The organism is Methylobacterium sp. Leaf102, from assembly GCF_001422425.1.
In the GTDB taxonomy this organism is placed as follows: domain Bacteria; phylum Pseudomonadota; class Alphaproteobacteria; order Rhizobiales; family Beijerinckiaceae; genus Methylobacterium.
Map to the genome: position 1 here is coordinate 599,485 of NZ_LMMX01000001.1, position 23,535 is coordinate 623,019.

The window sequence follows — 23,535 nt, forward strand, 5'->3', positions numbered from 1 at the left end:
GCGAGTTCGGCGTTGAGGCGCTGGGCCTCCTCCTCGCGCTCGGCGATCTCGGCGAGGCTGCGCAGGAGGGCCTGATTCTGCTCGCGGATGGCCGCATGGGGATCGTCGGGCTGGGCCCGGGCGACGGCGTCGACCATGGCCGCCGCCTGCGGTGCGGTCAGGGCGGGCAGGCCCGCCGGCAGGCGTTTGCCCAGGGTGACGCGGGTGCCCCGGCCCGGTTCGGTTTCGAGGTCGAACAGGTCCATGAGGCGGCGCGCGCCCATCAGGCCGAGGCCGAGCCCGGTACGCGACCGATAGCGCCCCTCCAGGATGGCGGCGGGATCGGCGATTCCCGGCCCCTGGTCGGCGATGCGGATGACGAAGGCCTGGCTTCCCCCGATGAGGTCCAGGCGGAACTCGACCCGGCCACCCTTCGCGTAGCCGTAGGCGTTGCGGGCGATCTCCGACACGGCCGTGGCGATGCGGGTCTGGTCCTGCACGCCGAAGCCGAGATGCTCCGCGAGGTGGCGGGCCCGTTGACGTACGGCCGTCACATCGTCCTCGCCCTCGATCCGCATCGAGACGAGGGCGAGCGTCATGGCGTGATGCCCCGGACCACCACGACGGTGGCGTCGTCCCGCCCCCTCGCGAAATCGCGATAGAGGATGCCGGCGATGAGGCTCGGATGGGCGCCGTTGAGCCCCGGATAGCCGTCGAGGGACCAGCCCGTCACGAGGCCGTCCGAGCACAGCACGAAGAGGTCGTCGGCCTGGAACGGATACTCGAATTCCTGGATGCGGCGGGCGACGTGCCCGGCGGTGCCGGCGAGCGACACCGTGCGCCGGACGGTTGCGCCGCTCACCACCGCGCCGGTGACGTTGCCGATGCCGGCGACCGTCACCACACCCCGGTTGGGCTCGTAGCGGGCGATTGTCACCGCCCCGCCGCGCGTGTGGCGCAGGCCCGCATGGACGATGGTCAGGATTTCGCCCGGCGCGGCCTCGGGATTCTTGCGGAACAGGCGTACCGCCTCCGTGGAGGCCTGTGCCGCCTGCGGCCCGTGCCCGAGGCCATCGGCGACGAGGAGGGTCCAGCCCAGCTCCTCGCCCACCCCCGCGCCGAGGAAGCAATGGGCGTCGCCGTTCACCTCCTCGCCGCGCAGGGGCACGGCCACGGCGCCGTGGGACGGCTGGGCAGGGGTCGCACGGGCATCCGCCTGGATTCGCGCGACGAGGCCGGTGCCCCGCCCCGGCCAAGCGGCGATGTCGAAGGATTGCGACTGGCGGCGTACGGCGCCGAGACCCGTGCCGGGGCTGCCACCGGTGGAATGCCCGTCGCGCAGGGCCTCGTCGAGGTTGGCGAAGCCCGGCCCCTTGTCGAGGGCGATGACTTCGACACCGGTCCCGCTCTCGTCCTGGAACGGGCCGAGCAGCATCTCGCCGGCGCTGCCGTACTTGACGAGGTTGGTGGCGAGTTCGGTGACGACGATGGCCACGCGTCCGCTCGCCGTCTCGTCGAAGCCGAGGTCGTGCGCGCAGGCCACGGCACGGCGGCGCGCGTCGGCCACCTGGCTCGACTCGGTGACGGCAACGGAGATCATGCTCATTTCCAGCGCGCGATCACCACGCGGGTGCCGACGCCGGGCGTCGATTCGATATGGAACTCGTTGGACAGGCGTTTGGCTCCACCGAGGCCGAGGCCGAGGCCGCCGCCGGTGGTGTAGTGGTCGGTGAGCGCCCGGGCGATGTCGGGAATGCCCGGCCCCCTGTCCTCGAAGGTCAGGCGCACGCCCCGACGCGCGCCCGCCTGCACCACTTCGACGGTAACCTCGCCGCCGCCGCCGTAATCGAGGGTGTTGCGGGCGAGTTCGCTCGCGGCGGTGATGATCTTGGTCTGATCGACGAGGCTGAGGCCGATCTCGATGGCGCGGGCGCGCGTCGCCTGACGGACCCGGACCACGTCGTCGCCGGAGCGGATGGGGAGGAGTTCAATCTTCGCGGGAGGCACGCGCGTTCCCCAGGTCGCCGTCCTCGTCGAGGCGGGCCTGGATCAGGGCCATGCCGCGCTCGACGTTCAGGGCCGTCTTGATCCCCGTCAGGGTCAATCCGAGCTCGACCAGGGTGATGGCGACGGCCGGACGCATGCCCACCACCACGGTCTCGGCATCGAGCACCCGGGAGATGGCGGCGATGTTGTCGAGCATGCGCCCGATGAACGAATCGACGATCTCGAGGGCCGAGATCTCGATGAGCACGCCGCGCGCGCCCGTGGCCGCGATCCGGCTCGTCAGGTCCTCCTCGAGGGCCATGGCGAGACGGTCGTGCATGTCGACCTGGATGGTGACGATGAGGGCGCCACCGAGCTTGAGGATCGGAATCCGGTCCATGGACCGTCAGCGCCGGTCGTCGGCCGCGACGGGCGCGGGCGCGGCGCGGCGCACCACGGTGCGGCCGGTGCGCCGGAGTGCGAGGGCGAAGGCGTCGGCGAGGGTCGCCTTCGAGACGACGTTCAGCTCGACGCCGAGATGCACCATGGTCTGGGCGATCTGCGGGCGGATGCCCGAGATGATGCAGTCGGCACCCATGAGGCGGGCGGCCGCGATGGCCTTGAGGAGGTGCTGGGCCACCAGGGTGTCGACGGTGGGCACGCCGGTGATGTCGATGATGGCGATCTCCGCCTCCTCGTCGACGATGGCCTGCAGCAGGTTCTCCATGACGACGCCCGTGCGGGCGCTGTCGAGGGTGCCGATGAGCGGCAGGGCGAGGATGCCGTCCCAGAGTTGGACCACGGGCGTCGAGAGCTCGGCGATCTCCTGGCTCTGTCGGCCGATGACCTCCTCGCGACCGGTCTGGAACACTTCCATGGTGTAGAGGCCGAGGCCGTCGAGGAGCCGGTTGGCCGCCCGCGTGCCGGCGACGAGCGATGCCAGGTCGCCGGCGTTGGCCGCATCCAGGGCGATGAGGATCGGCTCCTTCAGGGAGAGCACGAAATTGGCCGTGTCGGTGGGCGTGAAGCCCTGGATCGCCCGGGAGCGCGAGATGTCCGCGAGGGTCTCCCGCAGGGTCTCGTAGGGGGCCGCGTGCCCATCGCCCTCTCCGGACGCCAGGGCGTCGCGCAACTGCCCGAACACGGTACGGGCCTGGGCCTGGAGTTCGACCTCGCGGATGCGCCCTGTCTGGAGGGAGCCGCCCGATTTCAGGAGACCGAGCCAGGATTCGAGGATCGCGGCCTCATCGCCGGTCACGGTCCGGACCAGAACCTGGATCCCGTCGATCGCCATTCAAGCCGCCTCCCCTGTGCGGGGAGACCCGTCCCCCGACCCCGCGCACATGGTCATAGAATGACAGGGCTGCCAAGCGGCCTCCCATCCGGGCTGGGGTCCCCTCCCCGGTCCCCGGATGACGGCCGCGAGGGTGCCGCGATCGGCGCCTCCGCCATTCGCCTCCGGTTCGAAGGCATCGCGAGCGCCGACGAACCGTTGCGCAGGGCCACCCTGGGCGGGGCCCCCGATCTTCCGGGGTTCGACGGTCAGCCGAAAGCCGTCACGCCTCCGCCGGCGCCCCGACGAGACCCTGCAGGCGTTCTGCCAGGACCGCCGGGTCGTAATCCGGCAGGGGGCAGGGCAGGGCAGCGATTTCGCAGAACGGCCGGACACGGCCGATCTCCGCCTCGGCTTCCCGCGTCAGGGCGGTGAGCGCTTGCGCCAGGGTGTCGGGCGTGAGCGAATCGAGGGACGTGAGATTGGGACTGCGCTCACTCAGATTCTTGCACTCGTACGCGTTGGTGATCGTGCGCAGGCCCGCATGGGCCATCTCCAGGGGCGGATAGCTCGGATGCGGCGACACCATCAGGGACACGCCGACGGAGGCGCGGCTGAGGATGTCGGCGTAATCCTCCAGGGAGAGCTTGCCGCAGACCTCGAGGTTGTAGACGCCGCCGGCCCGTGCGGGATCGTAATCCTCGCCCGCCGAGACGATCCGCCATTTCGCCGCCAACGTCGGTTCGGCCTGCTGCCAGAGCGAGAGGCCGGCGCACAGGGTCTCGAAGCAGTTGCGCGGGGTCGAGGGACGCCCGTAGACGAGGATGATGCGCTCGCGCTTCTTCACGCTCAAGGCGCCGCGGATCTTCGCATTGGCGGCGTAGCGCACGATGCTGGCATCGGTCAGTGCGTAGTGCCGCAGCATGTAGTTCGCCAGCTCTTCCGAATTGATGAGCGCGATGGTCTTGTCGGGGTTGGCGTAGGTGGCGCGCGACATCGAGTAGTTCGACGACCAGCCGTAGAAGCCCGGCTCGTGGTCCTGGATCAGGTACAGCACCGGCAGTTCGCGGCCGTGGTAGCGGCCCTGTGCTTCCTGGAACAGATAACTGCTGGTGGCGGTCCACCAGGCGGTGGGCATGAAGATGTCGCCGGCCCGGATCGGCAATTCGCCGCTGTCGACATCGTTGACGTCGACGACGGTGCGCGGGAACGCGTCGTAGGGCGAGCCGAGGGAGACGAGGCGGTAATCGGGCATGCCCGCCATGGTTTCGAGGTCGATGGGGACGTAGCCGCAGATGATCCGGCGGTCGAAGCCGTCGCCGAGTGCGGCCGCCAGCCCCTCGAAGGTGCGCAGGGCCGTGGTGATGCCTCCGAAGATGTGCTTCGGGTGCAGGGTCGGCAGCACGAGGTTGAGGCGCGGGCGAGAGCTCGGATCGGACCGGGTCGCCACGGGCGTCACGTCGGGAAACAGGTGCCGCTGCTGGCTCGGCCGCAGGGGATTGCCGAGCAGGGGACGATAGACCCGGGTCAGGCCCGTCGCCACGTCGGCCTCCGTGGGCACGGGAACCAGGGTCTCGTCCGTGCCGGTGCCGGCGCGTGCCACCTTGGTCCAGCGGAAGCCGGCGGCCTCGGCGAAGTACAGGAGCGAGCGCTCGATGGCATGCGCCAGGGTTCCGTCGATCTGCCCGGCTTCCGCCGGGAAGTCCGACCAGTCGAGCCCGATATCGAGGAGGGGCTTCAGGGCGGCGGTGCGGCCCCAGAAGAACGAGCTCGACGGAAAATCGAGGACGTAGTCCTTGCGCAGGGTCACGCCGGCCCTGGCCAGGAGGTCCTTTGCCAAGTCGAAATCGTAACCCCAGTTCAGGAGGGGGCGCACCTCGCCGAAATGCTGCGAGAACACTACGCCGACATCACCCTCGGCCAGCAGGCGCAGGACCGAGGCGACGACTTCGGGCGAGCCGAGCAGGTTGTCGAGGAGGTAGTCCCGCCACTCGGCGAAGCGCGGATCGTGGGGCGACTTCTTCGAATGGATGTGGAGGAAGGTGTCGTAGCGCGTGAAGACGTCGCGAAATCCGATGAGCGTCGGGGCGATGTCGCGGCCGATGTTGGGGAACACCCGGACCTCGACGGACCCATTCGCGTAGGCGGCGGACGATGCCTCGATGGCGGCCTGCTTCTCGGGGGTGTCCGTCGAGACGTAGAGGTCGGCCCGCACGGGAATGTTGGCGATCCGCCCGAGCAGCTCGGGCATCATCTCCGGATAGAAGACGTGGAGGATCACCGCCACGGGGCCGGCCGCCGCCGCGGGGCCGTAGGCGAACGGGACTTCGAGGGCCAGATCCGTGGCCTCGCGCGGCCGCATGCTCTGCGTGGCGCCGTAGAAGGTCTGGCCCGCGACGTTGCGCTTGAAGCGCCGACGCGGCGCCGGCACCGGGCGCAGGGTCGGCCCGGGCTTCGCCTCGGGCGCGGCCACCGCTTCGGGCTCGTCCTCGAGGATGCTGCCGGCGTCGACATCCGGTCCGGGGACAGCGACACCCTTCGGGGGGATCATGGCCGTCGGGGCGACGACGGCGAGGTGCCGCTCGATGGCTCCGCGCAGGGTCGGGTTGCCGTCGAGGGTGGTTTCCCAACCCGTGGGGTCGGCCTGTTCGAGGGTGTCCCGCAGGAGCTGGACCTTCAGGAACGGAAAGCCGCGCGCGAGGAGTTCGCGCCAGCGCACGAGGGTCGGGTTGACGGGAAGGTCCTCGTCGTCGTCCGTCGGGAACAGGATTTCGACGGCGACCTCTTCCTCGTCCCAATGGGCCAGCGGCGTCATCTCGTAGGCCTTGATGACCTCGAGCTTGTCGCGGATGCTCTTCACGTTCGCCCAGTGGCGCCGGATGCCGGGTGCGGCGAGGCCGGTGCGGGTGAGCCCGATGAAGTAGCTCATCAGGTGCGGGCGGGCCTGGTAGCTGTCGGTGAGGCCGACGAGATCGGCCTCGCTGGTGCGCACGCGGGCGATCACCCGGGCGAAATCGCCGCGATCGACCGGCCCGTAGATGCTGTCGTTGGTCAGGATGAGGGAACGGGCCTTCCACACATCGGGGAAGGTCGCGATGGCTGCCGCCCAGGCGGCGAAATCCCAGCCGTGATTGATCCGGACGAGCAGACCGTCCATGGCGTCGAGGTCCGGCGGCAGGGCGCGCGACAGGCCGTCCGTCGCCACGATCACCACCACCGTCAGCCCCTCGGCCTTGAGGGCGGAGAGATACGTCAGGGTGTGGTCGTGGACCCGTCCGTCGGGGGTGTAGGTCACGAAGAAGCAGACATCGCGGTCGGCCAGGGGCGGCGGGTCGCGACGGATCTCGCTCGGAATGTCCGTGACCGAGCAGATCTCGCTCCAGCGGTCGGGCGGCCGGGTCTGACGGCCTTCGACATGACCACCGGTCATGTAGTGCAGCAGCGGATCGATGCCGGCGTGCAGGACGTCCTGGTTATGCGCGAGGTAGAATTCGCGGTCGAAGAGCGGGCCGGGATCGCGGTTCTCGCGGGCGCCGGCCGAGAGGTAGTGGATCAGAGGGTTGAGGCTGCCGTTCTCGAGCCGGCTCTCGTGCTGGCGCGTGTACCAGAGGGAATCGAAAAACCCGTTCGGGTCGCGTCCCTCGGCGGCGCCGTAGGTGAGGTAATGGGTCAGGGGATCGCGTCCGGCCTCGATCACGTCGGGGCTGTGCCGCCCGTAGAAGCGGGTATCGAACAGCGGATGCGGGCTGCGGCCCTCGCGAAATCCATTGGCGACGTAGTGCGTCAGGGGTTCCAGGCCGGCATCGGCGACGTCCTGGTTCGTGCGCCGATAGTAATGGATGTCGAACAGCGGATGCGGATTGCGGCCCTCGACCCAGCCATAGGCGAGGTAGTGGCGCGCCGCCGGAACGTTCTGTTCCGCCACGTCGGAATTGACGGAATAATACCAGGCCGGATCGATGAGCCGGTGCGAACTCAAGCCGGCGGGACCACCCCGGTGGAGAAAATCGGCCAGGGGCGAGGCCAGGGGCTCGCCGGGCAGGGCGGCTCCGGCGCATTGCGCGCGGTACCACTCGGGATCGAACAGCGGATGCGGCTGGAGGCCGGCGGCTTCACCGGTCCGCACATAGTGGATCAGCGGATTGCTCGCACGCCCGGCCAGTTCGGGCACCTGATCGGAATACCAGTAGAGGTGGAAGAACGGGTTCGGATTGTGCTCGCGCCATCCTCCGGCGACGTACTGGACAAGGGGGTTCAGACCGCTGGCGAGGGACTTCGCATGCGCCTGTCGGTACCAGACGTCGTCGAACAGCGGATGCGGCCAGGTCCCCTGCCCGGAGAGGTAATGGACGAGGGGCGCGCGGCGGGCCTCGGGATGGCGTGCGACATACCAGGCGGTATCGAACAGCGGATGCGGATCGCGGCCCTCGCGGGCACCGTGCGCGATGTAGTGGAGGAAGGCATCGAGGTTCGAGCCGACCACGTCCGGATAGGTCTGGCGGTACCACCGGCCGTCGAAGAGCGGATGCGGATCGCCCCCCTGGCCGGACAGGAAGTGCCGCAGGGGAAGCGGACCGGCCGTCGGGTTGGTCTCCCGGTACCAGACCGGATCGAACAGCGGATGAAGGCTTCGCCCCTCGGCCTCGCCGTGCTCGATGAAGTGGCGCATGGGATCGGTGCCCTGCGCCGCGACGTCCGGATTGTCGGCGAGGTAGAACGTCCGATCCAAGAGCTTGTCGAAGAGACGGATCGTCTTGGGCGAAGGTCGCGCCGCACGGGACTTGGAGAAATCCGCGATCGTCCTGGAGAAGCGCCGCATGAAGTCCTGCTCGAGCCGTGCGAATGAGTTTCGCCCGGGCGCTCGTTTGGCATATCCGGCGAGTCGGGTCCACGCCGGTCCATCGAACGGGCCCACCACAGGCGGACACGCTCGATGCTCGGCGGGAACCCGTGTGGTTCAGGAGCGCCTGCGGTCGGATTGTCCGTCCGAGGATCCGCCGACAGAGGTCGTATTGCGGCCCGGGGCACCCCCCTGGTCCCAGTCATCCTTGCGTTGCCCGTCCGCGAGGCCGCCGGGGGTCTGGTCGGTGATGGCGGATTGATCGGCGGTGTGACCGCCACCGCCTACGGCCGGCTCGCCGGGGGTGCCGACGTCGTCGTCCGGCTTGCGGGTGGCGGCGTCGGTGGGATTGGACTTCTCCACCATGATTCTAGGCCTTCGCGTCGGTGCCGACCGGGGCGGTCGCCCGATCGATGGCCTCGGCGGCGGCACCCTCGGGGCCACCGGACTTCTGCGCGGCATCGCCGAGGCGGCGCAGATTTTCCGGGGGCGTCTCGGCCTCAGTCTCGTCGGTGGCATCGGAGCCGGGCGTGCCCGAGGCGATACGCGCGGTCTCCGCCTCGCCGGACGGATCGCCCCTCAAGTCCGCCTGCGTCCGGGAGGGAAGGCCGATGTCGCGGGCGTCGTCCTGGCCGAGATCCTGGCCGTTGCGATCGGCGTAAGCGTCGAAATCCTTCAGCGAGGGGCGCTCGCGTGGCTCGTCGGTCATGGGTGTCCTCCGTGGTTACGGGAACAACGGCGCCTGGGGGCGCCCGGTTGCTTCAATCCGGACGACCGAGATCGTCGCGGGCCGCCCGCAGGACCGCCAGATCGGCCGGGATGGACAGAACCGCTTCCGCCCGCACGAGGGCGAGGTCGGCGTGATGCCGCGCCGCGCGGGCGAACTCCGCGTCACCCACCGCGTACAGGGCGGACAGCGCCTTCTGCAGGCGCAGGCCGACCGTCACCGTACCGGCCCCATCGCGGGCGATGGGGGCGAACGCGTCCTCGAACAACTCGTCCGTGGTGATGCCGGGCACGCGCAGGCGCGGATGGAGGGGCGCGGCCGGGGCCATGGCCCTCCGCTCGCTCCAGAGGGCGAGCACGCGCACCAGGGCCCCGAGCACGTCCACGACGGTGCCGGGATCGTTGATGGCGCTCGACAGGCCCCGAGAGGCCACCTCCGTGAGGACGATGACGCCGAAGCGGGGATCGTCGTCGAAGGTGCGGCGTGCCCCTATGACGAAAGCAGCGACGAGACGCGCCTGCGTCGCGTCGTCGACGGGTCCATGGGTCGGGGCGGCGATCTCTGCCAGCAGGCGTCCGGCATGAACGAAACGGCCCGGCAAAGCCGCGACGTGAACAACGAGGCCCTTCGCCTCGGCGGCGGCCTGAAGGCCGGCGGCGTCGACATGCTGGACGTAGCCCGCGCGCGCCGCCACGATCCGGGTCGCGCCTGCGGGCGCCGGACACCAGGGCAGGCCGCCGAGATAGGGCGCGTCCGCCCGCCGCCGGATGGCGCCGCTCGCGGCGACCTCGATGGCGTCGATGGTCTCCCCGACGCGGCCGAGATGCGACAGGGTGTCGATCCAGCGCACCAGCGTCACCACCACCAGTACGAGGACGACGAGGGTGAGGCCGAACAGGATCACGCGGCCCTGCTCGCCGTAGATATGGGCCTTGAGGGCGATGAGACCGACGACGCCGTAGACGAACGCGCCGATGAAGCTGCCCACCGCCGTCTGGGCGCGGGTGTCCTCCATGAGCAACGTCACGGCCCGCGGAGTCGCCGTATTGGTGGCGCCGCCATAGGCCTGGACCATGGTGGCCAGGGAGAACGTCGCCACCGGCAGCATGCTGGTGGCGAGCAGCGACAGGATCTGGTCGACGGCGTTGGCGCCGATGGAGTTCCCGAGATCGGGCGGGATCAGGGGGGCGAGCAGGGCCGAGGCGAGGGCCGCGCCCACGCCCGCCACGCTGAACAGGGCGACCCGCACCCACGGTCGGCGGGCACCGCGCCGAAGATGATAGAGCACCGTGGAGGCCAAGGAATCACACCGTTCTGGTCGAGGGGTCGGTGGCCTGGACTCACGGCTTCGCCGAAACCGGCGGGTGGGACACGGGAAAGGCCGTGTCCCACGGGCGGTCTCAGATGCCCTCGAACAGGGCCGAGGAGATGTAGCGCTCGGCAAACGAGCATGCGACGGTGACGATGCGCTTGCCCTTGAACTCCGGGCGGGCGGCGAGTTCGAGGGCCGCGGCGACGTTGCCGCCGGTGGAAATGCCGCCGGGGATCCCTTCGAGCTTGGCCAGCAGCCGCGCCGTATCGAAGGCGGTCTGGTTCGAGACGGTGATCACCTCGTCGACGACGGAGCGGTCGAGGTTGTCCGGGATGAAGCCGGCGCCGATGCCCTGGATCTTGTGGGGGCCGGGCTGGCCGCCGGAGATCACCGGCGAATCCGTCGGCTCCACCGCCACGACCTTGAGGCCGGGCAGACGGGGCTTGAGGACCGAGCCGACGCCCGTGATGGTGCCGCCGGTGCCGACACCCGCCACGAAGGCATCGAGCTGGCCCTGGGTGTCGTTCCAGATCTCCTCGGCCGTGGTCTTGCGGTGGATCTCCGGATTGGCCGGGTTCGAGAATTGCTGCGGCATGATCGCGCCCGGGATCTCGTTGATGAGTTCCTCGGCCTTCGCGATCGCGCCCTTCATGCCCTGCGGGCCGGGGGTGAGGGCGAGTTCCGCACCGAGGAACGCCAGCATCTTGCGGCGCTCCAGGGACATGGTCTCGGGCATGACGAGGATGAGGCGGTAGCCGCGCGCCGCCGCCACGAACGCCAGCGCGATGCCGGTGTTGCCGGAGGTCGGCTCGACCAGGGTGCCGCCGGGCTTGAGCTTGCCGGACGCCTCCAGGGCGTCGATCATGTTGACGCCGATGCGATCCTTGACGCTGGCGATGGGGTTGAAGAACTCGAGCTTGAGCAGGATCTCGGCATCGATGCCGCGCTCCTTGGTGATGCGGTTGAGGCGCACCAGGGGCGTGTTGCCGATGGTTTCGGTGATGGATCCGAAGATATGGCCGTGGCCGGGCGTGCGGGTGGCGGCGTGGACGGACTCGGCCATGGTGATCTCCTGTCGCGGGCGTTTCGGTCTCGCGCCGGGGGATATCGCGTCGGCGGGGGCGAGGCAATCGCCAACAGCCTGCGGGCAAAGGGAAATCTTCTCTGTCAACGGGCTTCCGTGGGCGACTTAGAATCTTTGTGCTGCCCATTCCGACAAAGTTGGAATTTCATTCCCCGCCACCCGTTCGAGGACCACCTCCACCGATCACCGCGCCCGCTGCGATCCAGGCGGCGAGGAAGCGCTCCGCCATCGCGCCCACCCCGTAGGCCGTCTCGATCCGCGCCCGCGCGGCGAGGCCTGCGGCCCGGCGGGCGGGTGCGAGCAGGGTCGCCATCGCCCGGAGGGCTTCCGCCAGGGCGGCCGGATCACGCGGCGGCACGAGGCACCCGAGGCCACCCAGGATCGCGCCGGCATCCCCGACGGAAGTGGCGACCGGTACCAGCCCGGCGGCCATGCCCTCGGCCACGGCGTTGGAGAAGCCCTCACCGAAAGCCGAGGACGACACGGCGATGTCGCCCGCCGCCTGAATTCGCCAGAGGTCGTCACGCCGGCCGAGGGCGCGGGCATTGGCCGGCAGGTCGAGGCCGAGCGTCCCCTCCCCGGCCAGGAGAAAGTGGACCTCCGGCCGGCACGCCGCGGCGGCCAGGAGGGTGGCGTGGTCCTTCATCGGATCGAGGCGGGCCGCGTGAATCGCCACCACCGCCTCGTCGGACAAGCCGAGTTCGCGGCGCAGGGCGGCCCGTGCGGCGGGATCGGGCCGGAAGCGCACGGTGTCGATGCCGTTGGGAATGACGGCGAGGCGGCGCGGGCGGTAGCCTTCGGCCAGATGGAAATCCACCCCCGCCTGGCTGTTCGACACGACGAGGCCGGGCCAACCCGATAGGCGCCGGCCGATGGCGAGCAGGCGGCCGTAGCGGGCATGGTCGATGTCGGAATTGCGCAGGCCCCAGGCGAGGAGCGAGTCCCGCGGCGCCCCGGCGAGGCGGTGTGCGCCGGCGGCGAACAGGTCGCCGTGATAGAGCCAGCCCTGCACCACCGCGGGACGCAGGGACCGGATCAGCCGCGCGAGGCGCAGCAGCGCGACGGCGGAGCCGGCGGCCCCGCGCGGGGCGAGGCGATGGACGGTCACACCGAGGCGCTCCAGGGCGGCGGCGTTGGGGCCGTCGCCGGTCAGGCTCACCACGTGCTGAGGCATGCCCCGGGCCAAGAGGCCCCCGCACAGGGCGACCAGCATGGTCTCGGCCCCGCCCGTGCGCAGGCCGGAGATAACGTGACACGCGGGGCGCAAGGGATCAGGCGCCCGGCATCATGGTCGTCCCCGCATCAGGCCCGCAGGAGGGCGACGCACAGAACGGCAAGGGTGGCGAAGGCTCCGCTCGCGGAAGCGATGACGAGGGCACTGGGATGCGGCCCGGACAGGAAGGTGTAGCGCGTGTCCTCACGCGCACCGGCCCGCAATCCGCGGCTTCCCGTCGTCCATTCCAGCCGCGTTCCCATCGAATTCCCCGTGCCTGCCATGGGGATCAGCAGGCGCCGGGGGCGTTGAACGCGGGGTAAACTCGAGCCGCAGAGTCGGGATCGTCCTCAACGCAGGCTTAACGCCACGAGAACAGAGGAACCGGCGTCGATCAGAGCGCGCGGTCGAAGCGCAGCTCGCCTTTCTGACTCTTGATCACGAGTTGCGACCCGACGAGGTCCCACTGTGCCGCCGTCCGCAGGGCGATGAAGAAATCCTGCTCGCTGGCGCCCAGGCCCTTGTCGCAGGGCTTTTTCGTCAGCGCGAGGGGGCCGACGGCGAGGTGCTGCTCCTTCAGCGGGAAGGCGGTCGCCGCGAAGGTGTTGCAGCCGCCGTAGCCGCGGGCACGGTACTGCTTGTCGACGATGAAGCTCGGCCGGTCGTTGCCGCTGAACGCCTTGCCGTTGAGGCTCACGGCCGTCCAGGTCGCGTCGAGGGGGAAGATCTTCTCCTGCGCCTTGGCGGCGGGCACATACTGCTTCTTCTCAGGCTTCTCGCGCGCGTCCTTGCCGAAGCCGGTGACGTTGCCGCCCATCTGGGCCCGCACCTGCGTGGCGGTGGTCACCGCGCTGGCCGCAATGGCACCGGCCATCGCGGCGATCAGGATCGCTCTCATCCTCGGCCCTTTCTCAGTTCAAGCGCGCACGCGTCGCGTCGGTGGACGAAAATTCACTCGTTCACGCGGGACGATTCGCAGCGGCGGAGCGCGCGGGACCGTCGACGGAGCGAGCCTGCGCCAGGGCCAATCGGATAAGATTCCAGCACAAATATGGTCAAGACCCCGTGAAGGGTGATTTCCAGCCGTCCACGGACCATCGCAGCGGTTTGCGTTGAACGAAGGCGCTCATCCTCCGTTGTCGGGTCAGGCGAGACGGCCTGACGGCGAACGAGGGATGCACGGTGGCGGGATCGGACGAGGGCGGAGCGAGCGGCATGAACCCGAACACCATGAGCGCGGCGCAGTCGCGCGCGGCCCGTGCGCTGCTCGACTGGTCTCGGGGCGATCTCGCCGGGAAAGTCGGGTTCGGCGAGGAGACCGTCGAATCCTTCGAATCGGGCGGGAGCGACCTCGCCTCGGGACAGATCGAGGCCCTGCGCAGCGCCCTGATGGCGGCGGGCGTCGTGTTCACGGAGGACGGCTCGGCCGGCGTGCGCCTGAGCGACCGGGGCGGCGACGAGGGCACCCGCCTCGGTGCGCTCACCACCGAGAACGACCGCTAAGCAGGTTTCGCAAAAGTGGTCACCGGTTTCGCGTCGAAAACCTGCGACAGATCAATAAGCTAAGCAGGTTCGCGTTGGCTTGCCAACGAGACCCTGCTTAGGACGTCACCGCCCCGTCGCCAGCGCCTTGAGATCGTGGGCGGGATCGGCGGCTGCGGTGGGGCTCAAGGTCCGACCCTGCGCAAGGATGCGCCGCGCGGCCATGTGGTCGCCGGGGCGATCCACGGTCTCGACGGCGGACAACCGGCCTTCGCGAAAGCGGAACACGCAGAGCCCCGACGCCACGGGCCGCGCCACGGCCGCGTCGGACGGAGCGGACAGGCCCGCGATCTGCAGCTTGTGCGGACCCTGGTCGCTCCAGAACCACGGCACTGCGTCGTAGGCGGCGGGCCGGCCGACGAGGCGCGCGGCGAGGCACCGACCCTGATCGAGGGCGTTCTGCACCGATTCGATCCGGACGGACGCGCCATCGGCGAAGCGGCTCGGAGCGCGGGCGCAATCGCCGATGGCGGAGACGGCGGGATCGTCGGTGGCGAGGAACGCATCGACGTGGACGCCGTCCCCGACGGCGAGTCCGGCCGCCTCGGCCAACGCCTGGTTCGGGATCACGCCGATGCCGACGAGAACGAGATCGGCCGCGAGGGATGAGCCGTCGCGCAGGCGCACGGTCTCGGCACCCTTCTCCCCCTCGATGGCGGTGACGCCCGCCCCGAACAGGAAGCGGATGCCGGCATTCCCGTGGGCGCGGGTGAAGAACGACGCCGTCTCGGACGAGACGGCCCGGGCCATCGGCCGCTCCGCCGATTCGAGAACGGTGACGGACAGGCCGCGCGCGGCGCAGATGCCCGCGAATTCGAGCCCGATGAATCCCGCTCCGACGACGGCGACCGAACGGGCATTGGCGAGGGCCGCTTTCAGACCGTCGGCGTCGGCACGTCCGCGCAGCTGGAACACGCCGGCCAGGTCGGCGCCCGGGACCGGCAGCGCCCGGTTGCGCGCGCCCGTGGCGAGGACGAGGTGATCGTAGGCCACGGCCGTCCCGTCGGCGCACAGCACGCGCCGCGCCGCCCGGTCGATGGCGTCGATCCGCACGGAGGGGCGGTGGTGGATGCGATGATCCGAAAAATACGCCGCCGGGCGCAGCTCGAGGCCGGACGCGTCGGTCTTGCCTGCGAGATAGGCCTTCGACAGGGGTGGCCGCTGATACGGCAGATCCGGTTCGTCGCCCAGCAGCGTGATGGGATCGGCGTAGCCCGCCTCGCGCAGGGACGCGGCGAGCTGGAAGCCGGCCTGCCCGGCACCCACCACCACCACGCCCGCGCTCACGCCTCGAACTCCGCGGTGACCGCCGAGACCCGCGGCACCAGGGCGAGTTGCGGCAGCCAGCGGCCGCCATCCTTGACCACGTAATCCCAGCACGCGGCGGCGGCCGGGCCGAGCACCTTGTCGGCCCGGCGCACGGCATACCAGTCGCGCCGGATCGGCAATCCCTGAACGTCCAGGAGGACGAGGCGGCCGCTTCCGAGTTCGGCCGCCACCGTGTGGGCCGAGATGAGGGCGATGCCCAAGCCCGCCATCACCGCCTGCTTGATGGTCTCGTTGGAGCCCGAATCGATGCCGAGGCGCGCCCGCTTGATCATGATGCCGTTCATGAACTCCTCGAACACCGTGCGGGTGCCCGACCCCTCCTCGCGCACGAGGAAGGATTCCTGGGCCAGATCCTCCCGGGTCAGTCCGGTGCGGCCGGCGAAAGGGTGGCTCGGCGCCGCGACGACCACGATGGGGTGGACACCGAAAGTCTCCGCTTCGATGGCGAAATCCCGCGGTGGCCGGCCCATGATGGCGAAATCGATCTCGTAGTTGCGCAGGGCCTCGACCATGTTGCCGCGGTTGCCCACCGCGAGGTTGATCTCGACGGCCGGATGCGTGCCGACGAAGCCCGAGATGATGCCGGGGGCGAAGTACTTCGCCGTGGAGACCACGCCCATGGCGACCCGCCCGCCCGCGCCGCCCTTGAGGGTCTCCAGCCGGTCGGCACAGGTCTCCAGCACGGTGTTGATGCTGTCGATGGCCCAAAGCATCTCCCGGCCCGCATCCGTGGGCCTGAGGCCCGTGGGGGTCCGGTCGAACAGCAGCAGGCCCGCCTCCTCCTCCAACTGGCGGATGCGCGCGTAGAGGGCGGCGGAGGTGACGTTGAGTTCCTGGGCCGCCCGGGTCATCGTGCCCAGTCGGGCGACGGCCGCGACGGCCTGGAGCTGCTTCAGGGAAAGGTTGCGCATGGGCCGGTTTTAGTTTTTTTGGAACCGCCCGCAAGTTTTTTCAAATTCCTTGTTTTGATGAGGACGCGCCCTCCGGCGCTCTGGTTGTCACGGGCCCACTCGTGGCAAGGAGATGAAAACGCGGCGTGGGCGGTGGCCTACGTGCGGACGATGAATCCTGAGAGAAGGTGAGCCGATGTCGATGGGATCTCTGGAGATCGGGTCTCGCCTCGATGCGTGCCTCGCCGCGGCCGTCGCCGCCGACCCGACGCTGTCCGATGTCGCCGAGGTGATCGCGGCCTGCGCCACGGCGGCCATCGAGGTCAGCACGGTGATCGGGCGCGGTGCCCTCGCCGGCGACCTCGCCGCCCAGGGCGCGCAGAACAGCGACGGCGACGTTCAGAAATTCCTCGACGTGCTGGCCCACGAGCGCTTCACCGAGGCCTTGCGCGGGGCGCCCGTTTCCGAAGTCGCCTCGGAGGAATCCGAAGGGGTGATGCTTCTCAACCCCGGCGCACCGCTGGCGGTGGCCATCGATCCCCTCGACGGCTCGTCGAACATCGGCGTCAACATGGCGGTCGGCTCGATCTTCGGCATCTGGCCGACGGCTTCGACGCCCGAGAACCCCCTCGGCTCGTTCACGGGGCCCGGCACCCTCCAGCGCGCCGCCGGCTTCGTCACCTACGGCCCGGCCACCTCCCTGGTGCTGACCCTCGGCCACGGCACGCAGACCTACACCCTCGACCGGGCGGAGGGCGCCTTCCGCCTGACCCACCCGCGCATGGAGGTGGTGGCTGCGGCCAAGGAATACGCCATCAACGCCTCCAACGCCCGCCACTGGGACACCCCCGTGAAGGCCTATATCGAGGATTGCCTGCGCGGCGCGGAAGGCCCCCTCGACAAGGACTTCAACATGCGCTGGCTCGGCTCCCTCGTGTCCGACGCCCAGCGCGTGCTCCTGCGCGGCGGCGTGTTCCTGTACCCGGGCGACAATCGCAAGGGCTACGCGCAGGGGCGCCTGCGCCTCCTCTACGAGGCCGCTCCCATCGCCTTCCTCATGGAACAGGCGGGCGCCGGCGCCATCGACGGCGAGCGCCGCATCCTCGACATCTGCGCGAGCGCCATCCACGAGCGCGTGCCGCTGATCTTCGGCTCGGCCGACGAGGTGGCGTGCGTGGCCAAGTACTATGGCGGCCGGAACCCGGCGGCCGGGCGCTCGCCCCTGTTCGGGCAGCGCGGCCTGATGCGCGGCTAGCGGTAGGGGTCGCCTGGGCCAGAACGCATGTCGTCGCGTCATCCCATCATCTCGGTCACGGGCTCGTCGGGGTCGGGCACCACCTCGGTGCGCAACACCTTCGAGCAGATCTTCCGCCGCGAGGACGTGAGCGCCGTCTATATCGAGGGCGACGCGTTCCACGCCCTGGACCGCATCGCCATGCGCAAGGCCATGGCGGCCGAACCGACCCTCAGCCACTTCGCGCCGCGCGCCAACCTCCTGCCCGAGCTCGAGGAGGTGTTCCGCACCTACGCCGAATCGGGCACGGGCCGCACCCGGCATTACGTCCACGACGCGGCCGCCGCCGAGCTCTACGGCACGCGGCCCGGCACCTTCACCCCGTGGGAGAGCTTCGCGCCGGGCTCGGACCTCCTGTTCTACGAAGGCCTGCACGGCTGCGTCGTCGACGACAACGTCGATCTCGCCCGCTACGCCGACCTCAAGATCGGCGTCGTGCCGGTGATCAACCTCGAATGGATCCAGAAGCTGCACCGGGACCGCTCGACCCGGGGCTACTCGACGGAGGCCGTCACCGACGTGATCCTGCGGCGGATGCCCGACTATGTGCAGACCATCTGCCCGCAATTCACCTGGACGGACATCAACTTCCAGCGGGTGCCAACGGTGGACACCTCGAACCCGTTCATCGCCCGGTGGATTCCCACCGCCGACGAATCCCTGGTGGTGATCCGGTTCAAGGACCCCAAGGGGATCGACTTCTCCTACCTCATCTCGATGATCCAGGGCTCGTTCATGAGCCGGGCGAATTCCATCGTGATCCCGGGGGGCAAGCTCGACCTCGCCATGCAGCTCATCCTGACCCCGATCATCATGCAACTCGTCGAGCGCAAGCGCCGTATGGCGTAGGAACCGCGCCGCCTGGCGTGAGGCGCACGCCGCACGCGTTGAAGGGCGCCGCGCGCCCGAGAGGACAGAACCGTGACCAGCCCGATCATCTCGCCCTCGATCCTCTCGGCGGATTTCGCCCAGCTCGGCGCCGAGGTGCGCGCCGTCTCGGAAGCCGGGGCCGACTGGATCCACCTCGACGTGATGGACGGGCATTTCGTGCCCAACCTCACCTTCGGGCCCGCCGTGGTGAAGGCGCTCAGGCCCCACAGCACGAAACCCTTCGATGTGCACCTCATGATCGCCCCGGCCGATCCCTACCTCGCGGCGTTCGCCGAGGCCGGGGCCGACACCATCTCGGTCCATGTCGAGGCCGGTCCCCACATCCACCGTTCGCTCCAAACCATCCGCGACCTCGGCAAGCGCGCCGGCATCGCCCTCAACCCCGGCACGCCGGCTTCCGCCGTGGAACCCCTCCTCGACATGGTCGACCTCGTGCTGGTGATGACGGTCAATCCGGGCTTCGGCGGCCAGAGCTTCATCCCCTCGACCCTGGAGACCATTGCCCGCATCCGCGCCATGGCGGCCGGCCGTCCCCTCGACATCGAGGTCGATGGCGGCATCACCCCCGAGACCGTGGGGCTCGCGGCGCGGGCCGGCGCGAACGCGTTCGTGGCCGGCAACGCCGTGTTCAAGGGTGGCCCGGCCGGCTACGCCGACCGGATCGCGGCGATCCGCGCCAATGCCGGCGGCGATCCGGTGTCATGCTGAGGGCGCTGATCTTCGACGTCGATGGGACGCTGGCCGAAACGGAAGACCTCCACCGGCAGGCATTCAACCAGGCCTTCGCCGAGATGGACCTGCCCTGGTCCTGGGACTCGGCCTTCTACGCCGACCTGCTCGCGGTGATGGGCGGCAAGGAGCGCCTCGCCCATTACGTCGAGACCCGGCATGCCGGGGATCTGCCCGCCCTTCGTCCACGCCTGGCCGAGATCCACGATCGGAAGACCCGGATCTACGGCGAACTGGTGGAGGACGGGCGCCTCGGCCTGCGCCCCGGCATCGCCCGACTCGTCGCGGAAGCCCGGGCCGCCGGCCTGCGTCTCGCCGTCGCCTCCACCACGAGCCGGCCCAACGTCGAGGCCCTGCTGCGGATGAACTTCCCCCGGGGCGACGTCCCGTTCGACGTGATCGCCTGCGGCGACGAGGCCGCCCGCAAGAAGCCCGCGCCCGACGTGTTCGAACTCGCCCTGGCGCGCCTCGGCGTCGATGCCTCCGAGGCCATCGCGTTCGAGGATTCCGTGGCCGGCATCCGCTCGGCCCTCGATGCCGGGCTGCCGGTCATCGCCACCCGCAGCCGCTACACCGGGACCCACCGCCTCGACGGCGCGTTCTCGGCCGTTTCGGACCTCGGCGAACCGGACGCGCCGCATACGCTGCTGTCCGGCACCGCCTGGCCCGGTCACGTCGTCACCCTCGCGGGCCTCCGGGCCTGGCAGGACACCCGCGAGGCCGAGGCGTAGACCTATTCCCGCTCGGGCCGGGCCTGCAGGATGGCGGCGCGCACGAACGGGCGCTTGAGCTGCGGGCCGGCGTCGGAGCGGTTGACGAAGTCGTTGGCACCCGGGTGTCGGCGTATCGCCTTGCCGAGATTGAGCCGGTAGCCCTCCTTGAACGTGTAGGGCAGCGCCATCGGATCGGCCATGAAGGCCGCGATGGCGGCCTCCACCTCGGCCTCCGCGATGAGTCCGAGATCGCACAGGGCGAGGATCGTCAGCTTTTCGGTCATGGGGTGGGATAGGCCGGAACGGCCGGCCACGGCAATGCATGCGGTGCGCCGGAATGACGACCCAGTGTCGGGCGGTCGAATCTGGATCGGAAAAGTGGTGCCGGTTGCGGGACTTGAACTCGCGACCTACCGCTTACAAGGCGGTTGCTCTACCAGCTGAGCTAAACCGGCGCTGAAGGTTGCGCTACCAGCGCGCTCCGCCCTGCGCAAGCCCCGGCCTCTCCCTGCCCGTACACCGCGGGGTCGCGCCGGCAGGACCCGCGTTCAGCGAACAGACAGATCGCTCCGCTTAAGCCTTCCTTATGGCCGAGCTTGATCGGCCTGTGTTTTCGATCAGCAACAGTTCGGAAACAAGCCTCCGGATTCAGGGGCTTAAGATCCGATGAATGCATTTTTCAGTACACGTTAAATCGCTCTTCGTTAGCACCGCCGTCGATAGGATTTCGGATACGGCCCCGATACGCAGGGCCGGCGGTGCATGCCTTACGAAAGCACAGCGCCGCGCATCCGCCCTCGGACAATGGGCAGCGATGACCAGACACGCGAGCGATTCAGGCCTCGACGCCGTTCCCGCAACGGCAGCTCCGCATGACGGGTCGGGGATCATTCCAGCTCTGCCGCCCACGGTCCGAGAACCGGCACCGCCGTTGGGACGCGAAGCGCGGCGCCGGATCGGGCGCAACCTGCGCCTGCTCTACGGGGACGTCCTCCATCAGCCGCTGCCGGATCGCTTCACGGCGCTCCTCGACAGCCTGTCGTCGCAATCCGATTCGCAGGGGTCCCAATGACGTGCCCATCGATCCGGCCGGCTGCCCCCCAGGGCGGAGCCGACGCCGAGATGCGCGATCTCCTCCTCGGCGCCATCCCGGCCCTGCGGGCGTTCGCGTACTCGCTGACCTACAACCTCGACCGCAGCGACGACCTCGTCCAGGACACCCTCGTGCGGGCCTGGACCAAGGCCGACAGCTTCCAGCGCGGCACCAACCTCACCGCGTGGCTGTTCACCATCCTGCGCAACCTGTTCTATTCGGAACAGCGCAAGCGCAAGCGCGAGGTGGAGGATGGCGACGGTGTCCATGCGGCTCGCCTCACCAGCCTGCCCGAGCAGGAGATCCGGGTGGAGATGCGCGAGTTCCAGGCCGCCCTCGACGGCCTTCCCCTGAGCCAGCGCGAGGCCCTGGTGCTGGTCGGCGCCCAGAGCTTCACCTACGAGGAGGCCGCCGCCATCTGCGGTGTCGCCGTGGGCACCATGAAGAGCCGGGTCAGCCGCGCCCGGGGCCGTCTCATCGAGACCTTGGGAATGACGGGCACCGACGACATCGGCGCCGACGCCTTCACCCGCGCGGCCGCCGGCTCGGGCCCTTGACCGGGCCGGCCGGCTGCGATTCGCGGTCGGCCGGCTTCAATGGGCGTCAAAATCCTCTAAGGGGCAGGGCCGAGTGGCTCCGCCCCCGATCGTGACGGTCTCGTCCGCAGGGCCGCCGGAGCCTTCACCCGAGGAGCCCCGCCATGCGCGCCCTGATCGACCTCGTGCGCGTCCTGCGGCCGCGCGACCGGCGCCGGCTCGCCCTCATCGCCCTCGGCCTCGCCTGCGCCGCCCTGTTCGAGGTGGTGGGCGTCGCCTCCGTGGTGCCGTTCCTGACCCTCGTGGGCGACCCGTCCGCCGCCAGCCGCATCCCCTATCTCGCGACCCTGCGCGACGGCCTCGGCCTGACCGACGACCGCACCTTCCTCATGGTGACGGGCGGGGCGGCGTTGGCCGCCATCCTCACCACCAGCGTGGTGAATGCCGGCCTCACCTTCGCGCAGCTCCTGTTCACCAACCTCACGGGCTACGGCCTCGCCCGGCGCCTGCTCGCCCGCTACGTCGACCGCGAGCGCCTGTTCTTCGCCCATGCCAACAGCGCCGAACTCGCCAAGAACGTGCTGAGCGAAACCGACCGCCTCGTGGTCGGCGTCCTCACCCCCACCACGGTCATCGCCTCGCGCAGCGTCTCGGCGCTCGCCGTCGTCACCTTCCTGATCTTCTACGCACCCCGCCTCGCCCTGATCCTCGGCGGCGGCTTCGGCGGCCTCTACGTGCTGCTCTACCTCGTCATGCGGGTGCGCCTCGCCCGCCTCGGGGCCAGGGCCGTGGCGGACAACGAGCGGCGCTACCGCGTGGTGCAGGAGACCTTCGGGGCGCTGACCGAGCTCAAGCTCTACGGCCGGGCCGAAGCCTTCGCCGCCGGGTTCGACGGGCCCGCCCGGGCCTACGCGAAGGCCACCGCAGCGAGCCTGCTCACGGGCCAGTTGCCACGCTTCGTCATCGAATCCCTGGCCTTCGGCGGGGTCATCGTGGTCGTGCTGTTCGCCCTCTCCCAGGGACTCGACACCGCCGGGCTGCTCCCGCTGCTCGGCCTGTTCGCCTTCGCCGGTTACAGGATGCTGCCGGCCTTCCAGAACATCTTCACGTCGCTTGCCCTCCTGCGGTTCTACCTCCCGGCCGTCAGGATGGTGGTGGACGAACTCGCCGGCGAGCGGACGCCGCGCCCGCGCCCGGCGACGCGCCTGCCGTTTCGGAGGGACATCCGCCTTACCGGCATCGGCTTCGACTACACGCCCGAGCGTCCGACCCTGCGGGACATCGATCTCACGATCCCCGTCAACACCACGGTCGGTCTCGTCGGCCGCACGGGATCGGGCAAGTCGACCCTGGTCGGGCTCATCCTCGGCCTCCTCACGCCCACCACCGGGTCCGTCACCGTGGACGGCGTCCCCCTCGACGCCGAGACCCTGCCGGCCTGGCAGAACCGCATCGGATACGTGCCCCAGGACGTGTTCCTCATCGATGCCTCCGTGCGCGAGAACATCGCCCTCGGCGTTTCGCCCGAAGCCGTGGACGAGGCCGCCGTGGAGCGGGCCGCGCGGCTCGCCGGCTTCCACGAGGTCGCGCTGGGCCTCGACGGGGGCTACGATGCGGGTGTCGGCGAACGCGGCATCCGCCTCAGCGGCGGTCAGCGCCAGCGCCTCGGCATCGCCCGGGCCCTGTACCACGACCCCGACGTGATCGTGTTCGACGAAGCCACCAGCGCCCTCGACGGCGAGACCGAGGCGGCGGTGATGGGTGCCCTCGCGTCCCTGAACGGCACCCGCACCATCATTCTCATCGCCCACCGCCTCACGAGCCTCTTGGGCACCGATACGGTCCACGTCCTCGATGGCGGGCGCCTCGTGGCCTCCGGTCCTCTCGCGACGGTGATGCCGGATGCGGCCGCTCGCATGTCCGCGCCCGCCGAAGCGTGACGGGAGCGGCCTCACAAGCAAAAAGCGCCGGCCGGTCCGGGATATGCGTGTATTCACCGCGGATGGGGGTGGATCGGCCATATACCGGAACGTCCCAGGTCGGCTATCCTGTTCTCCCGGACAGATTTTTCGTCACAGGTTTCCCGGCCCGGTTTTTCGGCAGG

The 23,535-nt window shown here is 69.8% G+C and carries 23 protein-coding genes, 1 tRNA gene and 1 pseudogene; 8 read left to right on the forward strand and 17 right to left on the reverse strand.

The window, feature by feature from the left end; translation table 11 throughout:
- Positions 1-200 precede the first annotated feature (200 nt).
- The 13 genes and pseudogenes from ASF27_RS22980 to ASF27_RS02935 form a co-directional block, all read right to left on the reverse strand.
- Positions 201-578, reverse strand: a pseudogene (locus ASF27_RS22980) (anti-sigma regulatory factor); the annotation flags it as partial.
- Positions 575-1,579, reverse strand: coding sequence for an ATP-binding SpoIIE family protein phosphatase (locus tag ASF27_RS02885; protein ID WP_056357538.1), 1,005 nt, complete (start codon positions 1,577-1,579; stop codon positions 575-577). The gene ASF27_RS02885 and the pseudogene ASF27_RS22980, both read right to left, overlap by 4 nt.
- 2 nt (positions 1,580-1,581) lie before the next feature.
- Positions 1,582-1,986: an anti-sigma regulatory factor gene (locus tag ASF27_RS02890; RefSeq protein ID WP_056166155.1), complete on the reverse strand. Its 405-nt coding sequence runs from the start codon at positions 1,984-1,986 to the stop codon at positions 1,582-1,584.
- Complete coding sequence (locus ASF27_RS02895) at positions 1,967-2,365, reverse strand: STAS domain-containing protein (protein WP_056166151.1); 399 nt, start codon at positions 2,363-2,365, stop codon at positions 1,967-1,969. The genes ASF27_RS02890 and ASF27_RS02895 overlap by 20 nt, the downstream gene beginning before the upstream one ends.
- Positions 2,366-2,371: 6 nt before the next feature.
- Complete coding sequence (locus ASF27_RS02900) at positions 2,372-3,259, reverse strand: STAS domain-containing protein (protein WP_056357541.1); 888 nt, start codon at positions 3,257-3,259, stop codon at positions 2,372-2,374.
- Positions 3,260-3,521: 262 nt separating this feature from the next.
- Positions 3,522-8,057, reverse strand: coding sequence for a rhamnan synthesis F family protein (locus ASF27_RS02905; RefSeq protein WP_056357544.1), 4,536 nt, complete (start codon positions 8,055-8,057; stop codon positions 3,522-3,524).
- A 138-nt stretch (positions 8,058-8,195) separates the two neighbouring features.
- Positions 8,196-8,444, reverse strand: coding sequence for a hypothetical protein (locus ASF27_RS02910; protein ID WP_056357547.1), 249 nt, complete (start codon positions 8,442-8,444; stop codon positions 8,196-8,198).
- Between the two features lie 4 nt (positions 8,445-8,448).
- Positions 8,449-8,787: a hypothetical protein gene (locus ASF27_RS02915; RefSeq protein WP_056166140.1), complete on the reverse strand. Its 339-nt coding sequence runs from the start codon at positions 8,785-8,787 to the stop codon at positions 8,449-8,451.
- A gap of 52 nt (positions 8,788-8,839) precedes the next feature.
- Entirely contained in the window at positions 8,840-10,105 is a 1,266-nt protein-coding gene (locus ASF27_RS02920; RefSeq protein ID WP_056357550.1) for a DUF2254 domain-containing protein, read from the reverse strand.
- A gap of 100 nt (positions 10,106-10,205) precedes the next feature.
- Entirely contained in the window at positions 10,206-11,180 is a 975-nt protein-coding gene (gene cysK, locus ASF27_RS02925) for a cysteine synthase A (RefSeq protein ID WP_056166134.1), read from the reverse strand.
- A 166-nt stretch (positions 11,181-11,346) separates the two neighbouring features.
- Complete coding sequence (locus ASF27_RS02930) at positions 11,347-12,468, reverse strand: glycosyltransferase (RefSeq protein ID WP_156467427.1); 1,122 nt, start codon at positions 12,466-12,468, stop codon at positions 11,347-11,349.
- 35 nt (positions 12,469-12,503) lie between these two features.
- Positions 12,504-12,677: a hypothetical protein gene (locus ASF27_RS22025; protein WP_156368832.1), complete on the reverse strand. Its 174-nt coding sequence runs from the start codon at positions 12,675-12,677 to the stop codon at positions 12,504-12,506.
- 131 nt (positions 12,678-12,808) lie between these two features.
- Positions 12,809-13,312 (reverse strand): META domain-containing protein, encoded by a 504-nt coding sequence (locus tag ASF27_RS02935; RefSeq protein WP_056166130.1) that lies wholly within the window; start codon positions 13,310-13,312, stop codon positions 12,809-12,811.
- A 317-nt stretch (positions 13,313-13,629) separates the two neighbouring features.
- On the opposite strand from ASF27_RS02935, the gene ASF27_RS02940 reads away from it, so the two are divergent.
- Positions 13,630-13,917: an XRE family transcriptional regulator gene (locus tag ASF27_RS02940; RefSeq protein ID WP_244480905.1), complete on the forward strand. Its 288-nt coding sequence runs from the start codon at positions 13,630-13,632 to the stop codon at positions 13,915-13,917.
- 105 nt (positions 13,918-14,022) lie between these two features.
- Here ASF27_RS02940 and ASF27_RS02945 read toward each other — a convergent pair whose 3' ends face one another.
- Together ASF27_RS02945 and ASF27_RS02950 are read right to left on the reverse strand one after the other, a co-directional pair.
- On the reverse strand, positions 14,023-15,243 hold the full coding sequence (locus ASF27_RS02945; RefSeq protein WP_056357556.1) for an FAD-dependent oxidoreductase: 1,221 nt from the start codon (positions 15,241-15,243) through the stop codon (positions 14,023-14,025).
- Positions 15,240-16,196: a LysR family transcriptional regulator gene (locus ASF27_RS02950; RefSeq protein WP_056166124.1), complete on the reverse strand. Its 957-nt coding sequence runs from the start codon at positions 16,194-16,196 to the stop codon at positions 15,240-15,242. Before ASF27_RS02950 ends, ASF27_RS02945 begins: the two co-directional genes overlap by 4 nt.
- A gap of 175 nt (positions 16,197-16,371) precedes the next feature.
- Between ASF27_RS02950 and ASF27_RS02955 the strand changes: the two genes are divergently transcribed.
- The 4 genes from ASF27_RS02955 to ASF27_RS02970 all read left to right on the forward strand — a co-directional run bounded on the left by ASF27_RS02955 (position 16,372) and on the right by ASF27_RS02970 (position 19,820).
- Entirely contained in the window at positions 16,372-17,430 is a 1,059-nt protein-coding gene (locus ASF27_RS02955) for a class 1 fructose-bisphosphatase (RefSeq protein ID WP_056263226.1), read from the forward strand.
- 27 nt (positions 17,431-17,457) lie between these two features.
- Positions 17,458-18,318: a phosphoribulokinase gene (locus ASF27_RS02960; RefSeq protein WP_056166118.1), complete on the forward strand. Its 861-nt coding sequence runs from the start codon at positions 17,458-17,460 to the stop codon at positions 18,316-18,318.
- 72 nt (positions 18,319-18,390) lie between these two features.
- Positions 18,391-19,068: a ribulose-phosphate 3-epimerase gene (gene rpe / locus ASF27_RS02965; protein ID WP_056166115.1), complete on the forward strand. Its 678-nt coding sequence runs from the start codon at positions 18,391-18,393 to the stop codon at positions 19,066-19,068.
- A complete protein-coding gene (locus ASF27_RS02970; RefSeq protein WP_056166112.1) occupies positions 19,062-19,820 on the forward strand; it encodes an HAD-IA family hydrolase in 759 nt (252 codons plus the stop codon). The genes rpe and ASF27_RS02970 overlap by 7 nt, the downstream gene beginning before the upstream one ends.
- Positions 19,821-19,822: 2 nt before the next feature.
- On the opposite strand, the gene ASF27_RS02975 is transcribed toward ASF27_RS02970, so the two are convergent.
- Both ASF27_RS02975 and ASF27_RS02980 read right to left on the reverse strand, forming a co-directional pair.
- Complete coding sequence (locus ASF27_RS02975) at positions 19,823-20,086, reverse strand: hypothetical protein (protein ID WP_056166109.1); 264 nt, start codon at positions 20,084-20,086, stop codon at positions 19,823-19,825.
- 95 nt (positions 20,087-20,181) lie between these two features.
- A tRNA-Thr gene (locus tag ASF27_RS02980) sits at positions 20,182-20,257 on the reverse strand.
- A 476-nt stretch (positions 20,258-20,733) separates the two neighbouring features.
- Here ASF27_RS02980 and ASF27_RS22985 point away from each other — a divergent pair.
- The 3 genes from ASF27_RS22985 (at position 20,734) to ASF27_RS02990 (ending at position 23,371) form a co-directional block, all read left to right on the forward strand.
- Complete coding sequence (locus tag ASF27_RS22985; protein WP_244473650.1) at positions 20,734-20,874, forward strand: NepR family anti-sigma factor; 141 nt, start codon at positions 20,734-20,736, stop codon at positions 20,872-20,874.
- A complete protein-coding gene (locus ASF27_RS02985) occupies positions 20,871-21,452 on the forward strand; it encodes a sigma-70 family RNA polymerase sigma factor (RefSeq protein ID WP_056263218.1) in 582 nt (193 codons plus the stop codon). Before ASF27_RS22985 ends, ASF27_RS02985 begins: the two co-directional genes overlap by 4 nt.
- 143 nt (positions 21,453-21,595) lie before the next feature.
- Positions 21,596-23,371, forward strand: a complete 1,776-nt coding sequence (locus ASF27_RS02990; protein WP_056263216.1) for an ABC transporter ATP-binding protein — start codon at positions 21,596-21,598, stop codon at positions 23,369-23,371.
- Positions 23,372-23,535: the final 164 nt, after the last annotated feature.

Bases quoted from the DNA above. Each gene is read 5' to 3' on its own strand.
- ASF27_RS02985 (WP_056263218.1), top strand. From the start codon at position 20,871: ATGACGTGCCCATCGATCCGGCCGGCTGCCCCCCAGGGCGGAGCCGAC.
- ASF27_RS02900 (WP_056357541.1), bottom strand. From the start codon at position 3,259: ATGGCGATCGACGGGATCCAGGTTCTGGTCCGGACCGTGACCGGCGAT.
- ASF27_RS02885 (WP_056357538.1), bottom strand. From the start codon at position 1,579: ATGATCTCCGTTGCCGTCACCGAGTCGAGCCAGGTGGCCGACGCGCGC.
- ASF27_RS02915 (WP_056166140.1), bottom strand. From the start codon at position 8,787: ATGACCGACGAGCCACGCGAGCGCCCCTCGCTGAAGGATTTCGACGCT.
- ASF27_RS02970 (WP_056166112.1), top strand. From the start codon at position 19,062: ATGCTGAGGGCGCTGATCTTCGACGTCGATGGGACGCTGGCCGAAACG.
- ASF27_RS02940 (WP_244480905.1), top strand. From the start codon at position 13,630: ATGAACCCGAACACCATGAGCGCGGCGCAGTCGCGCGCGGCCCGTGCG.
- ASF27_RS02950 (WP_056166124.1), bottom strand. From the start codon at position 16,196: ATGCGCAACCTTTCCCTGAAGCAGCTCCAGGCCGTCGCGGCCGTCGCC.
- cysK (WP_056166134.1), bottom strand. From the start codon at position 11,180: ATGGCCGAGTCCGTCCACGCCGCCACCCGCACGCCCGGCCACGGCCAT.
- ASF27_RS02910 (WP_056357547.1), bottom strand. From the start codon at position 8,444: ATGGTGGAGAAGTCCAATCCCACCGACGCCGCCACCCGCAAGCCGGAC.
- ASF27_RS02905 (WP_056357544.1), bottom strand. From the start codon at position 8,057: ATGCGGCGCTTCTCCAGGACGATCGCGGATTTCTCCAAGTCCCGTGCG.
- ASF27_RS02935 (WP_056166130.1), bottom strand. From the start codon at position 13,312: ATGAGAGCGATCCTGATCGCCGCGATGGCCGGTGCCATTGCGGCCAGC.
- ASF27_RS02990 (WP_056263216.1), top strand. From the start codon at position 21,596: ATGCGCGCCCTGATCGACCTCGTGCGCGTCCTGCGGCCGCGCGACCGG.
- ASF27_RS22025 (WP_156368832.1), bottom strand. From the start codon at position 12,677: ATGGGAACGCGGCTGGAATGGACGACGGGAAGCCGCGGATTGCGGGCC.
- ASF27_RS02955 (WP_056263226.1), top strand. From the start codon at position 16,372: ATGTCGATGGGATCTCTGGAGATCGGGTCTCGCCTCGATGCGTGCCTC.
- ASF27_RS02975 (WP_056166109.1), bottom strand. From the start codon at position 20,086: ATGACCGAAAAGCTGACGATCCTCGCCCTGTGCGATCTCGGACTCATC.
- ASF27_RS02895 (WP_056166151.1), bottom strand. From the start codon at position 2,365: ATGGACCGGATTCCGATCCTCAAGCTCGGTGGCGCCCTCATCGTCACC.
- ASF27_RS02960 (WP_056166118.1), top strand. From the start codon at position 17,458: ATGTCGTCGCGTCATCCCATCATCTCGGTCACGGGCTCGTCGGGGTCG.